Here is a 14954-nt window from a genome sequence, read left to right as displayed (position 1 = left end):
AGGATGCCCACCCTGCACGACGCCCTGCGCCGCGTGCTCGCGTCGCCGAAATTCGCGGCCGCGCTCACGCTCGCCATTCTGGCCACCGCGTTCAGCACCCACCTGCTGCGCAGCGTCATGGGCTGGCCCGGCCTCATCGGTATCCTCGGCGGCCTCGTCGTGCTCGCGGTGCTCTCGCTGCTGGCCCGCCGCCCGATCGTGGAATGGCACGGTCTACTGCCCATCTCGATTATCGTGTTCGTGGCCTGGTGCGCGCTCTCCGGCGTGTGGAGCGGCTACGTCACCGAGACCATCGTCGGAGTCAGCTACCAAGTCACCGTCGGATTCCTCGCCATCTACGTGGCCCTCGTGCGCGACACGTTCCAGGTCGTGCGCGCCATCGGCGACGTGCTGCGGGTGTTGCTCGGCCTCTCCATCGTGCTCGAGGTGCTCTCCGGGCTACTGCTCGACCTGCCGATCGCGTTCCTCGGCGTGGTCGGCGGCATCGACCAGCTCGGCCCCATCCAGGGCGTGTTCGGCTCGCGCAACGTCTTCGGGCTGATCGCCCTCATCGCCGCCGTCACCTTCTACGTGGAGCTCCGCGCGCGGTCCATTCCGCGCGACCTCGGCATCGGCTCCATGTGGCTGGCCGGCATCTGCTTGGTGCTCACCCGCTCCCCCGTCATCGTGGTCGTCGCCGTCTGCGTCATCGTGGCTGCGCTCGCCCTCTACCGTTTGCGCCGCACGCCCGTTGAAGGCCGGTGGAAGCTGCAGCTCGGCCTCCTGAGTGCGGCTCTCGTTGCCGTCGGCGCGGCTTGGCTCGGTCGCACGACCATCATCGACACCCTCAATGCTGGCAGCGAGTTCGAGGCGCGCTACTCGCTCTGGAACGAGATGTGGCGGCTGGTGAAGCTGCATCCGCTCGAGGGGTGGGGCTGGGCCGGATTCTGGCCGCAGGACGTGACCCCCTACGGTTGGCTCGAATTCACCACCGGGCGCCTGCACGCCACCGGCCTCAACGCCTACCTCGACGTGTACTTTCAGGTGGGGCTGATCGGCTTTCTCGCCTTTCTGGTCCTGGTACTGCTGGCCTTCGTGCGCTCCTGGCTGCTCGCTTCGAACAAGCGCTCGCTGGTCTACGTCTGGGCGCCGCTCATGCTCGTGACCCTGCTGGTGACCAGCGCGGCGGAGAGCACGATTTTGTTCGAATTCGGCTGGCTGCTGCTGGTGATCTGTTCGGTCAAGGCCGCGCAGGGCCTGAGCTGGCGCAGCGCCCTGCCGCACAAGCCCCACCCCGACGCCCCGTAGGGGCAAGACACGCCGACAGCACTCGGGTCAGACCGGCTGCACCAGATCCCGCAGCACGTCTTGCAGGCCTAGCCCGAACCGGGAATAGTCCCCCGCGCGCAAGCCGCGCACGATCGGCCCCACGCGCAACAGCCGTGCCGCTGGCAGCGTGCTGCGCCGCCGCTCGTGCGCGAGTTTCGCATCGATCAGCGCCAGCACAGAAGCGGATGCCGCCGGCTCGAACCCCGACGCCCGTTGCTGCAGCACTGCAGCTCGCGCCAACAGCCGCGCGTTCCGTGCCGTGCGCGGCGCCCGCAGCCGGCCGAGTCGGCTGGAGGCATCGAGGCTGGTCACGCCGATCTGGTTGCCGCCGTGCTGCCGATAGTCGGTGAGCGGCTCGTCGATCAGGTCGACCAGACCGGTCGCGGCGGCGACCATGGCCATCCACTCGTCATGCACCCACGCGGCCGGAAACGGACGTGATCGCTCCACCAGCTCGCGCCGCACCATCATCGTCGCCCCGGTCACGATGTTGCGGCGCAGATAGGCGTCGATGGCATGGCCGGCGTGTACGGCAGCACGGTCGGCATCTGACACACCCAGGGTTTGCAGCAGTGTGAGCCCGAGGGGTTCTTTCCCAGCATCAACGAGTCGGGCGTCTGCGTGCAACATCCGCAGTGCAGGCCGCTGGGTGAACTCGGTCACCATGCGCTCCACCCGCTCCGGCCACCAGACGTCGTCCTGGTCACAGAGCGCGATGAGGTCGCCTGAACAAGCAGCGAGCGCCTGCTCGAAGTTCGCCGTCACTCCGAGCGCGGTAGTGTTCCGCAACACCACGACGTCGAGATCAGGCCGCCCAGCCGCGATCCGCTCGAAAGTGGAAAGCGTATCGTCTGTCGATCCGTCGTCGGATAAAACGATCTCGCTCACGGGCAGAGACTGCGCCAAAATGCTAAGCAGCTGCTCTTCGAGATAGGCGGCGCCGTTGTAGGTGCACAACGCCACGGAGACCCTCGTTACCATTAGCTGCGCTTCACGCCAACCGAGAGAACACCGAGAAACATTCCGGCCATGATCGTCTGGGAGCCGAGCATCATGAGCAGGGCAGCCGGAATCGCCGCGCGCAGAGTGGCACCGGCTTCGAGGGGGCCAAAGTCGTTCGAGGCCCAGCCGATGAATTGCGCGATGGCAATGCCAAGACCGATTAGAAAAAGCAGCAGCCCTACAATGGCCCCGCTCTCCAGGCTGATGCGTTTCTGAAGGCGGTCGAAATTTCGACTTCGCGGAATGCGGAATCCCTCTTGCTGTGCGTAGATCTTGGTGAGTACCGCAAACAGCACTGATTGATAACCGACCACTGTGAGCGCCGCCAAATAGAGCTGACTGGAGTAGGTGAAACCGATGCGCCCGAGGACGACAGGGCCAAAACTCAGCAGCATGACGCCGACAAAGCCCAGCATAAACGCGGCCGCGCCGGGAATCAGGAACAGCCAGCGCGGGCTGAAGATGAGTAGAAAACGCAGGTGGCGCCATCCGTCTCGCCAGCTGCGCAGGTGCGGTGGTCGGCTGCGGCCGTCTTTCGCGAGCGTGGTCGGCACCTCACTGACCCGGGAACCGCCAAGGGTGGATTTTACGACCATCTCACTGGCAAATTCCATGCCGGTGGTCTGCAGGTGCAGGTCGAGCATGGACTGACGGTTGAAACCGCGCAGTCCGCAGTGAAAGTCCTTGATCGGCGAGCGAAACAGCATGCGGCCGATCCAGGACAGCACGGGGTTTCCAAGGTATTTGTGCAGCGGCGGCATGGCGCCGGGTTCGATGCCGCCCCGAAAGCGGTTGCCCATGACAAGTTCGTCGCCGGCGCGCAGGCGTTCGACGAATCCGTCGAGACTGCTGAAGTCGTAGCTGTCGTCAGCGTCGCCCATGATCACATAGGTACCGCGCGCATGCTCGATACCGCCGTTGAGCGCGCTGCCGTAGCCCTTCTCTGCAATGGCGACGACCCGAGCGCCAAGCGCCTCGGCGATTTGCTGCGATCCGTCGGTGCTCCCGTTGTCTGCAATCAACACTTCGCCTACCACGCCGCTCCGCGCGAGATAACCGAGGGCCTTGTTCACGCACATCTCCAGCGTCTCTGCTTCGTTCAGACAGGGCATGAGGATCGTCAATTCGATTGCCGAAGTTTGCTGCATGTGAGTATGGGTCCTGTCTATGTTCTGTAGTGCGCCCCCAATCGTACAGACTTAGTGCACTATGAATATTGGCCTCGTCATCACCACCCTCGGTCGAGAGCAGGGTTTGCGCCGTCTTCTGCGGTCTTTGGTCGGCCAGGTCACACGCGGGGACGTTATCGTGATGGTCGCTCAACGCAATCTCCAAGCCGTCGAACGTCTCGCAACGGAGTTCGCCTCGATCGACTGCAAAATCGTCGTGACGACCTCGCCACTCGGAGCCTCACGCGGACGCAACGCCGGCGTGGCGGCTCTCCCCGCGGGGGTCGACTACCGCTTGCATTTTCCCAATGACACGACTTGGTTTCCGCCCGACACCATCGCTGGCATCCGTTCTACTTCCCCGGAAGCCGGCGCCGGCGCTCTCACGGTCACCGACGAGAACGGCCCAAAGTTCAAGCTCCCGGTGCCGGGCACCCCCTTGGACAGATGGAACGTCTGGACCGTTATCGAGATGGGCCTCGTCATTCGCCGCAGCGTGTTCACAGAGATCGGCGGGTTCACGGAGTCGATCGGAACCGGAGCATCCACGCCGTGGCAGTCAGGTGAGGCCACCGATCTACTTCTGCGCCTGATCAAATCTGGCCAGGCTGATTCCTTTGCCTGGCTACCGGCAGACATAGCGATCGGCGGTATCTCCGACCCGCACGGGCTCTCCGACGGAGAGCGCCGACGCAAGTTGCGCACCTACGCCCGCGGCTTCGGTCGTCTGCTTAGCGTCTGGCGCTACCCGTTGTACTGGCGAGCAGCCGCGCTGGCTGGCGGGCTGCTCTTCGGCGTGCGAAATCGGTCATCGTTTCACGCAGCGGATGGCTGGTGGGTCTTCGTGGGCCGTTTCGAGGGCCTTACCGGTCGCTGCTTCGGCAACAAGATGTCGATTGCGGTCGATCGGTGAGTATCTCCCTCTCGCCGCATATTCGCCTGCGCGGCGCAGCAATGTCCCTCATCACGCTGCTTGGCGGCGTCTCCCTGGCCGTGATTCCGGCCGCCACGGTAGCGATCTCAGCCCGCCAATTCACCCTTGACGAACAAGGTGCCATCGCCGTCGCTGTCATGCTAGCCACATTTGTTGGCCAGGTGACATTTGCTGTCGTCGTCGAATCACGACTCAGTTCGGCCGCGACCGCTCGCCGGGTGACCTTTCCACTCTGGCTGGCCGCGCTTTCGGTCTTGACGGCGATCATCGTGGGATTCAATTCGAGCAATGCGGTGGTGCTCTGTGTTGCCCTCCCGATTCTGTTGGCCTCACTCGAGGTTGGACGTGGGGTTTCCGTTGCCGAGCGCCTCGACACTCGCGAAATCTGGGCATCCGTTCTGGTCGGCTCGGGGGCGTTGGCTGGCGTACTTGTGGCCTTCACCGCACAGACCTGGGGAATGATTCCGTTGGTAGCCGGGATCGCCGCGGCCACCTGCGTGCGCTCCCTTCCGGTTTCACACCAGCCGAGTCGGCCCGACCCGGCAGTCATGGGCTGGGTGGTTGCAGACACCTCTATCACCGGCGTCATCTATCCACTTCTAAACGTGATGATTCTCGCGTTTATCGGCCCGGCTCAGGCCATCATCTTCACCGCAATCTCAACGGTGTCAGGGTTGCTGGCAATACCGCTCAATTTTCTGCGGCTCCGGCTGCTAAAAGAGCACTCTCGACTGGATATTGCGGTCTCCGCGCTCGCTCTGCTGGCGGCCATCGTCGCGCTCGGCATTTTCGAAGCGACCGGAACGTTCGGTTTCATCTTCGGGTCGGCCTGGTCGCTCTCCGACACCGCGCTGCCGCTCGCCGTCGCCTGCGCTTGGCGAGCCACATCAATTCTTACGACAATCCCCTTTGCTGCCCTGCGCCGCATAGGCGCGGTACGCCTACTGACCGGATTGCGTGCGATCGTCGCCGCCATCACATTTGCTCTTGCCGGACTGGGCCTCGTAACTCAGAACATAGTCTGGGTCTTCGCCGGAATGCTCGTGGCCGAACTGATTTCCGCGGTCATCTACGAAGGTGCACACCGCTCCCGAACCGCTCTGGTATTCAAGGACTAACTCGATGCCGATACCACTTATCTTGGTCGACCTGCTCTTCTTCACGGGGAAGAAGGGGGGCATGGAATCGTATGTTCGCGAGATCTACAGTCGAATGCCGCGTGAAAATTCCGGCGTGCAGTTCATCGCCCTCGCGTCGAGCGAACTCGCCGCCGGCGACACCTCGTGGTTTCCCGGCGACGTCATCGATTCCGGCATCAGCGGCGAGGACCGCATCGCTTGGGCACGAGGCGAGTTGTTCAGCGTTGCCGGGTTCGCGCGAAGCCGCCGCGCCTCCCTCATTCACTGCCCGGCAAACCTGGGCCCGCTATATTCACGGATTCCGGTCGTCATGACGATTCACGACCTACTGCCTTTTCGGCATCCGGAATATGTCCCTGGCGCCTATTCGCTCATCCTCCGCACATTGATTCGTTTGGGTGCGCGCACCGCCCACCGCGTACTCACAGTCAGCAAAGCTTCCCGCACCGACATTCGGCGCTACCTGCGCATCACGCGCACTGCCATCGACGTCATCCCGTTGGCCGGAGAAACGCCGGCCACAGGCGCAATCCCAACCAGGGTGCGCCGCGCCGACCAGCTGCTGGCCGTCGGCAACCGGATGCCGCACAAAAACTTCTCGACGCTGCTCGCGGCGCTCGCGCGACTCCCCGAAAGCACCCGACCGCACTTGGTCGTCACCGGCAGCCACGGCGACGACCCGTTGTCGCCACTCGTGGCCGAACTAGGTCTGCAGCGGTGGGTGTCGCTGCGCGGCTGGCTCACGCCGAAAGAACTTGACGCGCTCTATTCCGAATCAACCCTGTTCGTGTTCCCAACGTTCTTCGAGGGCTTCGGGCTGCCTGTTCTCGAAGCGATGGCGCATGGCTGCCCGGTGCTTTGCTCCGACATTCCAGTGCTGCACGAGGTCGCCGGTGATGCGGCCGGGTACGTTGACGCTCACGACGCCGCCCGTCTCGCCGAAAGCATCGGCGAGCTCATATCGTCGCCCGATGAGTTGGCGCGTCTTACGATCAGTGGGCTCGCTCGAGCCGCCGAGTTCACCTGGGACCGCACTGCGCAGCAGACGCTCGAGTCGTTTCAGCGGGTCTTGGCCGAGCGGTAGGCCTGCAAGATCTCGTCGATGGATCGACCGAGACCACCCGCCGTGCGTTCCTGCTCGAACCAAACCTGCGCGGACCGTCGCAGCGGCTCACCGGCCGTCACGACCGTGACGATGGCGGATGCAAGGTCGTGTGGCGCCACAGAGGCGGCGACAAACCCATTTACTCCGTTGTGAACAAGTTCGGCCGCCGCATTGTCGGGGCCAGCCACGACGACGCTCGGCGTGGCAACGGCAGCTGCCTCGGCGACGACCAGCCCAAATCCCTCACGGCGTGACGGGTTGACCAGCGCGCGCGCACCGGCGAGCAGGGTGTGAAGCTCGGCATCGCTGACTCGACCCGCCAGAGTGACAATCTCGTCGAGGCCCAACTCCGTAATGCGCGCGGTCACGGCGGCCGTTTCGGGCCCGGAACCGACAATGATGAGCCGCAGGTCACTAATCTGCCTACGCGCCTCCAACAGGGCGGGCAGCAGGTCGATGAGTCGCTTGTCGGCGATGTGGCGGCCGATGAAAATCAGGTAGGGCTCGTCGCCGCGTTCGGTGGTGACATCGGGTGCCGCACCGACCAGGTCGATCAGCCCCAGCGTGACCGGAGTGGCTCCCCGCCGATAGCCCCGAATACGTGAGCCGGTGAAGAGACTGTTGACGGTGTGCAGGTTTCCGACGCGAATGGCTACGAACTGAAGCACCGAGGCGACGGTGCCCATCAGCGCGCCCGAGTACGCGCGCCACTGTCGCCAGCCCCACACCTCCAGCCAGTCAGACACGATGAAGGTCTTGCTCCCGGTCAGGGCTAGCTGCACGGCAAACACGTTGAGAAAGGGCAACGCGCTGACAATAACCACGTCGTAAGCGCCGCGCCGCGCGCGGAAGTGGCGAAATAGCGCAACCGCAAATTTGACGGCGCTGACCGGTGTTCGCGTGCCTGAACTGTCGTAGATGGCCCCGCGCCACACTGGCACGACCGAAAAGCCCGCTTTTGGGGCCGGGCCATCCCACTGGGCTCGCGTTACATAGTCGACCTCGCTCCCCCGTTCGGTGAGCAACTCGGCCATTCGCCGATACACACGCTCACCACCGCCCGAGTTGATCGGAAACAGGCAGTCGTAGGCGATCGCTACGCGTGGTTCAGCCACGAAGAGCGGGCTTAGTCGATGAATCCGCCGCTGCATCGCTCACAGTCCGGTCGCCGGCATCGTCGAGCCGGGCGGCGCGGGCGGCCATCCACCGCGTCCAGACAACGAACATAATCGAGACCAGGGCATAGAGGGCGACCAAAGTCGGCCAACCAAGCGGCGGCTGCCAGGCCGGGTTTTTCCACATCTCGCTGATCGGCTCGCCGCTGCCAACTACGTAACGCCACATCACAACGACGAAAGCCAGCAGACCGTACGACGCGATCATCGCTGAGCTGATCCACGTGACTCGTGTTGAAAGGAACGCCACGCGATTCCCTTGTTTGGCAGAAAGCAGCCAGGCAGCCAGAATCGTCACGCCGAGATAGAGGAAGAGGCCATATCGTCCCTGCCAGATAATGCCCGTCTGGCTCACGCTGTAGCCCTGCACCAGGGCAGGCACGAAGACGGCAGCGGCAGTCATCACAGCGATGGTGACCAGGCCGCGCCACCTGGAGGCGGTAAAGGCGAGAACAATCAGAATGCCAAACGGTATGACAAACAGCCAATAAGCGGATGTTGGCAGTGGCGCGTCGAACCAGCCAAAGTATCCAATTGCCTGCTGAAAGAAGTCCGGGGTGGTGCGAAGCACGTGCACAAAGCCCTGAAGGGAGGAGGCACCCACCAGCGGCGCGTCGGATTTGTCAGCCTGGCTTGAGAGACTGCCGCCGCTCAGCGTCCACACGATCGAGAAGATACCTCCGGCCGCGACGATCCCGAGCGGAATATATGAGCGCGCGGTTGTGAACAGCGCCTTGACCGGATTCCACCCAGTCGCGATGAAACAGATGCCGACGACAATGATCAACCACAGTGGGCCCGTTGCGCGAGCCGTCGCGAGCGTCACGGAAGCGATGGCAACGATCATCCAGAGATACCAGCGCGACAGCGACGACACCTCTCTTGCGCCTCGTCGGGTGTCGAACCGTTCGAGCAGACGCGGCAGGGCCGCCCAGAGGGCGACAGCCGAGGCGATTTCTATGCCATTGGGGTTGACCGACCCGAAGAAATAGACAACCATCGGGGCTGCCACAAAGGCCAGGCCCAGCGGCATCCACCGCGACCTGCGCACAGACATCGCTGCTTGAAACCCCCAAGCAACGAACACTGCCGCGAGCAAGCCGCTCACAATACGCATGGCATAGATGCCGGCCGACCCGTCCAGGATCAGGCTTGGCCATCCGACCGCGTAGTAGTACAGGGGGTTGTAGGCGCCGACCCAGGTATTGAACCAGTCTGTTCCACCCTCGTCACCAAGTTCAACGCCACAGTTTGCAGGCTGATCAGGGTGATAGGCGAAACAAAGAATGTGCGGCGCGTAGGAGTACCCCTCAGGAAGGTCAACCACGGTGTGCTTGATACCTGGCACTTGATACCCGATGACCTGACCATGCACCTGGGCGATGGCCTTGGTCGCATGGGCATTCTCGTCCGGAACCGAAAAGATCGGGCTCGCCAGCGACCACAGGGTAGAGAGTGCAGCCAAGATCAGGAAGGCGACCCCGAAGATGTGGCGCGTATATGCAGTCACTCGCCGACTTTGATTCATGTTGGCTTCCGCGTCAGGCAGTGCGGCAGTTTCATGCACGTGGTGTCTCCCTATGAATAGACCATCGCAGAATTTAGAAGTCCGTCTTGATGGCGGCTTCGAAGTTTTTCCGAGTCTTGTGCTTAAGCGTAATAGTTGCGTTGGCATTCAATACGCAGCACGATCTTGAGAAGCACCGGCCGAATTTTATCTTGTGCCGCACCGGCCCCAATGCTTAGTTGCCTTCGAGTGGGGAGTTGCTCCCTCAAGAACAAAAACGATGTGCCAACGGAAGTCACGGCGGTTTACTCACTGGCTTGCTGTTACCGAGTCCAGCAACAAAATTGTTTGTTGACGCGAGCGAGCATAAGCCCACGGCTCAACGCTGAAATGACCGTTGGTGCCAATGATCCCTGGCCTCTTGCACTTACCAAATCGACGCACCGCAATTGCCGCGATTTCCAGATACGAAACAGTTGATTCGCGTCAAACATTAACGTATGACCTTCCGACACCATTACACGATGTCCCTACGTGTTAGGTGTCGCAGAGGTAACCAGCGCCCCCCTTCAGTGCACCACTACGAGCCGCCAAATGGTGAGCCGGGGCGCTTTTCACATTTGGCGCCAAGGGCGCTGAACCTAAGAGGGCCGCTAAACCGAAACCTGTATTCTACGACCGGACTGCCGAGGATTCCCGTTCCAAGCTGCCACCCTCCGGCCCAAACCCATAAGCCTCGTCTGAGTGGAACCGGGCGGCGTCCAATGCAATCTTTTTTCGCAATGTAATGACGAAAAGCACGGCGACTCCAGCTGCGAGGAGGTCTGCCGCAGTGAACATCATCCGCGAAACAAGGCTCATTGCTGTGCCCTGCGGAATCGTCAACAGAAGAGTCATAACCCCCACAAGGATGGCTTCGCGCACACCGACACCTGATGGGAACACGAACGCGAAGAGGCCCACCGTGAAGCCAAGCGCCATGGCTCCCGTCAGTAGGACGAGCGTACCGAAATCCGGATCAACCAGCGAGTTCACCAAAATCCACAGGTGCACGCCGTAGAGGGCATAGGACACAAGCGCCCAACCGACTGCCTGGCCCACTACACGAAAAGTCACCTTATGTTCCAGCGGCTGACGGCGAAACATCTTCAACACCAGTGATGCCAACCAGGTCATAACCAGTGGATGCAGACACACCAGCCCGATTGGCAGCAGAAGGAAGAGCCACAGTAGTTCGGAATGCCCATCCAAGACAACCGGTAGCGCCAGCGCACCGAGAATCAGCGACGCCACGACACCAATCCCCGCCGCGTAAAGTCCCGCCACAAGCACTCGAGGTCGAAGAATGCCGTGCTGACGCCCGAGTTCCATCTGCATGACATATGACCACACGGAACCGGGAACGTACTTACCGAGCTGGCCCACGAGCATGACTTGTGCGGCACGGGCGACGGGAACTCTCGGTCCCAGCCCATTTAGGACAGAGACCCAGCTCATCGTGCCAGCGGCGAGCCCGAACAGCAAGACCACGAAGGAAAGGGTGAACGATTGCCAAGAGATCTCAGCCATAGCCGCCGACACGGCGCTCCACTGATTCACAAGGTATAAGACTGCGAACCCAACAACGGCAGCGAGGAGCACATAGCGCATTACTAGAAAAATGCGCGGGGCGATCGATTTAAAGGTCGTCATTTAGTGAGCGCCTCACGGTACCAAATGAGTTCCGATTCGACCTCGTTCAAATCTGCCAGATTTTCGGGGTAGTTGGGTACACCGGCGAGTTGTTCGATTTGGGCGACGGTCTGGGCACTTAGTCCCGCTCGAGCTAAGCCCACAGTGTTCACTCCCTTAGGGCGGCACGGACTGCCGAACGCCTTCATGAACGGCGGAATATCGCGAGTTACGACCGAAGACATACCGACCATAGCGAGTGCACCAATGACCCGACGCTGGTGGACAGTCGTCCCCAACCCTAGATTTGACGCCCGACCAATCCGTACGTGGCCACCGATGGCAACGCCAGAAGCCAGAGTAACATCATCTTCAACTACGCAGTCATGCGCGACATAGGCCTGGTTCATAACAAACAGCCGGCTGCCCAGCCTGGTTCGATCTCGCCAACCGCCGTGGATCTGCACGCCCTCCCGGAAAACGTTGTCGCTGCCAATGGACACACCCGGACCGTCGCTGGACTCGACCCAGTTCATGTGTGGGAACGACCTCACTTCCGGCGGACAACCAATGCTGACTCCCGACGCGATCCAGTTGTTGTTTCCTATGTCGACGACGCCACCGACAACAGTGAACGGGCCTAGCGTGTTTCCTGTTCCGAGGGTGACGTATGGGCCTACAATGGCGGTTGGATGGATTGAATTCATCGGTGACAGACTCCTTGCCCTATGTTGGTTCGACCCCTGCCGAGAGTGGGCGTAACGAGCCGCGTTTCGTTACGCCACTAGGATTAACGGGAGTTTGTTCCCAGAGTTGCATCCAAAGCGAGTAGAAGAAGTAGGTCTCATGATACCCATCACGGTCGTCGAGTTTGGTGAGGCTGAAGAGAAACTCGTTCTCGAGGTGCTTCGTTCGGGCAACATCGCGCAGGGTCCAAAGGTCAAGGAACTCGAGGACTCGTTCGCAGAGCTAGTCGGTGTCAAACACGCTGTGGCAGTGAGCAATGGAACAACTTCTTTGGTCGCCGCGATCGAGGTTCTCGATCTCAAGCCGGGCGACGAAGTCCTCACGAGCCCTTTCACTTTTGTTGCCACGCTCAATGCAATCCTCGAAGCGGGCGCCACTGCAACGTTTGCGGATATTTCGGAAGACGACTTCAACGTCACGGCGGACACGTTGGCCGCCTCGGCTTCCGATCACACTCGCGTCCTCATGCCAGTTCATCTGTATGGCCAGATTTCGGACATGGATGGAATTTCTCGGCTCGCTGCGGATAACGGGTACGCCATCGTCGAAGACTCAGCCCAGTCGCACGGTTCCAGCCAGAATGGACGCAGCTCGGGTTCTTTTGGGCTCGGCTCGTTCTCCTTCTATGCCACGAAGAATATCACCACGGGTGAGGGCGGAATGATAACCACGAACGACGACGTTCTCGCCGGTCGCCTCCGTGTACTGCGCAATCAGGGAATGCGTGCGCGGTATCAGTATGAAGTCGCCGGACACAACTACCGAATGACGGATCTTCAGGCGGCTGTCGGTATACCTCAGGTTGCTCGGTACGGTGGAACCGTTGCCGCCCGGCAACGCAATGCGCAGTATCTTAGCGCCGGCATCGAACGAATTCCAGGGATTGTCGTCCCACGTCAACTTTCCGGTCGGAGTCATGTTTGGCACCAGTACACCATTCGCGTTACGCCGAGTGCTGGAATATCTCGTGATGAATTTGTGACGAAGCTCGACGAACAAGGAATCGGTGCGGGCATTTACTATCCCAAGCTGGTCTTTGACTATGACACCTACCGCAACCGCGCTGACGTGCGGATCGGGGCCTACCCGGTCGCAGAGCGCATTGTGAAGGAAGTTGTCTCACTGCCCGTTCATCAGAACCTGTCGACCGGGGACATGGACCGCATTATCGAGGCCGTCGCACGCGCGGCCTCTACCAACTGAAAGAGAATCTTCGACATGTCAAAACCCCGCATCCTCTTGATCGGTGCAGGCTCAATGGGATCGCTACATGCTCGCGTCATCAGCCAGTCGCCGCTTGTCGAATTGGCCACAGTGATTGACCCGCGAAAAGACGTGGGTGGTGCACTTGCTGACCGCTTCGGTGCCACCTGGGCACCCGCTTTCTCGAGCCTCGCCGGAGTCGACGGCGTCGTTGTTGCGGCCGCAACGGAAGCGCACTTTGAACTAGCAATGGAAGTCATCGAAGCTGGAATTCCACTCCTAGTTGAGAAGCCCATGTCAGATGGTCTCGAAAAAACCATGGCGATCTTGGACCGCGCGGAGACGCTGAACGTTCCGATAATGTGCGGGCTATTGGAACGCTTTAATCCAGCTGTCGTCACGGCCAAAGCGCTCCTCGACTCGCCCCTTTATGTGACAGCGACCCGTCACTCTCCGTATGTCCCCCGCATACGAACCGGCGTGAGCTGGGATCTTCTGGTTCATGACATTGATTTGGCAATTGGCATTCTCGGCGGCACCCCGACATTGGTAACCGGCACGCTTTCGCAATTTCACCCATCATCCATCAGCGGCGCCGAAGACGTTGCCGAAGTCGTGCTTGGCTTCGAATCGGGTGGAACTGCCCACATCTCGGCCAGCCGGATTGGCCAACGGAAAATTCGCACGCTCAGCATCCACGAACTGGATCGAATGGTAGAAGTCGATTTGCTGCGACGTGACGTCACCGTGTACCATCACGTCTCCGGTCAAGCCGACGACGACGGTCGCGGATACAAGCAACAGACCGTGATCGAAATCCCTGAACTCTTAACCTCTCAGGAACCCCTCGCCGCTCAACTCGATCACTTCACGGCGCTCATCGCTGGCACTGTGGATGCTGACGCTGAACGTAATTCCATCATCCCAAGCCACCGTGTTGTGGACAAGCTCAAGAACGGGCGCCCAGTCGGTCCCCCGGTGCTGCGACCCTAATTTAAGTCCGAGGGGTCCCATCAGTGGCTCGAGTGGCCTTTCGTGCTGCCCCGTTAGCTTATTCGTAACCTCAGATGGTGTGAATATCTGAAAGAGTTGCCCTGTCCAGTCCGGCATGATTGTTGACCCCAGTCGTTAATGATCCGGGGGGTGTTGTCACCGGACTCCATTGGCGTAGGGTGATCGCAAATGGGGGCTCGACTAGGCGTAAAGCCGAGGTCGTTCTTGACGTGGATGCCGAGACTTGACGCCGTAAACCAGGCCGCCGGACAGCGAGTGGATGGGAGCAGTCATGATCGAAAACTATGACAACGTCGACGTGTTCGTCGGTGTCGACGTCGGCAAAGGCGCACACCACGCCGTCGCTCTGAACCGGGCCGGCAAGGTCCTCTTCGATAAAGCACTACCAAACGACGAAGGCGAGATGCGGACGGTGCTGCAGAAGCTGAAACAGTCCGGCGCGGTGCTTGTCACCGTCGACCAGCCAGCCACGATCGGCGCCCTGCCGATCGCCGTCGCCCAAGCCGAAGGAGTCCTCGTCGGCCTGGCAATGCGGCGCATAGCCGACCTTGGCCTTGCCCCCGTTGAGTGCNGTACAAAAACGAGGCCGTGAAGCTGGTGATCGACACGGGCAGGGCGGTCGCGACTGTGGCCCGCGACCTCGGTATCAACGAAGCATCGCTGGGCCGGTAGGTCAGCGCTTTCAAGGCCCGAAATGACACCGGCGAGACCGGAGTCACCGAGTCGGAACGGGCCGACCTCCTCCGGTTGCGGAAAGAGAACGCGGACCTGAAACTTGATCGGGCGTTTCTAAAAAAGCGTCTATCTTCTTCGCCCAGGAAGCGTCGGATACGAGCGCAAAGCGTTCGAACTGATACTGGCGGAGAAGATCAATTTCACGATCACCCGCATGGTTCGCCTGCTTGAGGTGTCCCGATCGGGCTACTCCGTCTGGCTCGACCGGAAGCTCTCGGACCGCATGATTCGGCGGGACGGCATCG

13 protein-coding genes and 1 pseudogene are annotated in these 14954 nt (G+C 61.1%); 8 read left to right on the top strand and 6 right to left on the bottom strand.

The window, feature by feature from the left end:
* Window positions 1-3: 3 nt before the first annotated feature.
* Window positions 4-1287 carry an O-antigen ligase family protein gene (locus tag E3T47_RS05795; protein WP_134555169.1) on the top strand — a complete coding sequence of 428 codons (1284 nt, stop codon included), beginning with the start codon at window positions 4-6 and terminating at the stop codon, window positions 1285-1287.
* A gap of 27 nt (window positions 1288-1314) precedes the next feature.
* Here E3T47_RS05795 and E3T47_RS05790 read toward each other — a convergent pair whose 3' ends face one another.
* Entirely contained in the window at window positions 1315-2289 is a 975-nt protein-coding gene (locus E3T47_RS05790; RefSeq protein WP_134555167.1) for a glycosyltransferase family 2 protein, read from the bottom strand.
* A complete protein-coding gene (locus E3T47_RS05785; RefSeq protein WP_241981990.1) occupies window positions 2289-3422 on the bottom strand; it encodes a glycosyltransferase family 2 protein in 1134 nt (377 codons plus the stop codon). Before E3T47_RS05785 ends, E3T47_RS05790 begins: the two co-directional genes overlap by 1 nt.
* Before the next feature lie 97 nt (window positions 3423-3519).
* Here E3T47_RS05785 and E3T47_RS05780 point away from each other — a divergent pair, with 97 nt between their 5' ends.
* Genes E3T47_RS05780 through E3T47_RS05770 form a run of 3 tightly spaced genes read left to right on the top strand, consistent with a single transcriptional unit; the run spans window position 3520 to window position 6636 of the window.
* On the top strand, window positions 3520-4392 hold the full coding sequence (locus tag E3T47_RS05780) for a glycosyltransferase family 2 protein (protein ID WP_134555163.1): 873 nt from the start codon (window positions 3520-3522) through the stop codon (window positions 4390-4392).
* Window positions 4389-5531 (top strand): hypothetical protein, encoded by a 1143-nt coding sequence (locus E3T47_RS05775; RefSeq protein ID WP_134555162.1) that lies wholly within the window; start codon window positions 4389-4391, stop codon window positions 5529-5531. Before E3T47_RS05780 ends, E3T47_RS05775 begins: the two co-directional genes overlap by 4 nt.
* A gap of 4 nt (window positions 5532-5535) precedes the next feature.
* A complete protein-coding gene (locus tag E3T47_RS05770) occupies window positions 5536-6636 on the top strand; it encodes a glycosyltransferase family 4 protein (protein ID WP_134555160.1) in 1101 nt (366 codons plus the stop codon).
* On the opposite strand, the gene E3T47_RS16305 is transcribed toward E3T47_RS05770, so the two are convergent.
* From E3T47_RS16305 to E3T47_RS05750, 4 genes are all read right to left on the bottom strand, one after another.
* The gene (locus tag E3T47_RS16305) at window positions 6612-7772 is read right to left on the bottom strand and encodes a glycosyltransferase family 4 protein (RefSeq protein ID WP_166805628.1); all 1161 of its coding nucleotides are present in this window, start codon (window positions 7770-7772) and stop codon (window positions 6612-6614) included. The two genes, E3T47_RS05770 and E3T47_RS16305, sit on opposite strands and share 25 nt — an antisense overlap.
* Entirely contained in the window at window positions 7765-9399 is a 1635-nt protein-coding gene (locus E3T47_RS05760; RefSeq protein WP_166805627.1) for a DUF2142 domain-containing protein, read from the bottom strand. The genes E3T47_RS16305 and E3T47_RS05760 overlap by 8 nt, the downstream gene beginning before the upstream one ends.
* A 612-nt stretch (window positions 9400-10011) precedes the next feature.
* On the bottom strand, window positions 10012-11031 hold the full coding sequence (locus tag E3T47_RS05755) for a lysylphosphatidylglycerol synthase domain-containing protein (protein ID WP_134555154.1): 1020 nt from the start codon (window positions 11029-11031) through the stop codon (window positions 10012-10014).
* A complete protein-coding gene (locus tag E3T47_RS05750) occupies window positions 11028-11717 on the bottom strand; it encodes an LbetaH domain-containing protein (protein WP_134555152.1) in 690 nt (229 codons plus the stop codon). Before E3T47_RS05750 ends, E3T47_RS05755 begins: the two co-directional genes overlap by 4 nt.
* 139 nt (window positions 11718-11856) lie before the next feature.
* On the opposite strand from E3T47_RS05750, the gene E3T47_RS05745 reads away from it, so the two are divergent.
* The 4 genes and pseudogenes from E3T47_RS05745 to E3T47_RS16765 all read left to right on the top strand — a co-directional run bounded on the left by E3T47_RS05745 (window position 11857) and on the right by E3T47_RS16765 (window position 14646).
* Window positions 11857-12960, top strand: coding sequence for a DegT/DnrJ/EryC1/StrS family aminotransferase (locus E3T47_RS05745; protein ID WP_134555150.1), 1104 nt, complete (start codon window positions 11857-11859; stop codon window positions 12958-12960).
* Window positions 12961-12975: 15 nt separating this feature from the next.
* Window positions 12976-13953 carry a Gfo/Idh/MocA family protein gene (locus tag E3T47_RS05740; protein WP_134555148.1) on the top strand — a complete coding sequence of 326 codons (978 nt, stop codon included), beginning with the start codon at window positions 12976-12978 and terminating at the stop codon, window positions 13951-13953.
* Between the two features lie 292 nt (window positions 13954-14245).
* Window positions 14246-14524, top strand: a pseudogene (locus E3T47_RS05735) (IS110 family transposase); the annotation flags it as partial.
* Window positions 14525-14541: 17 nt separating this feature from the next.
* Window positions 14542-14646, top strand: coding sequence for a transposase (locus E3T47_RS16765; protein WP_134555146.1), 105 nt, complete (start codon window positions 14542-14544; stop codon window positions 14644-14646).
* The last annotated feature ends 308 nt before the right edge of the window (window positions 14647-14954 follow it).

The sequence above is a fragment of the Cryobacterium ruanii genome, from assembly GCF_004404055.1.
Classification (GTDB): domain Bacteria; phylum Actinomycetota; class Actinomycetes; order Actinomycetales; family Microbacteriaceae; genus Cryobacterium; species Cryobacterium ruanii.
Note: the sequence above shows the minus strand (reverse complement) of the source record. Positions and strands in the feature narration are given on the sequence as shown.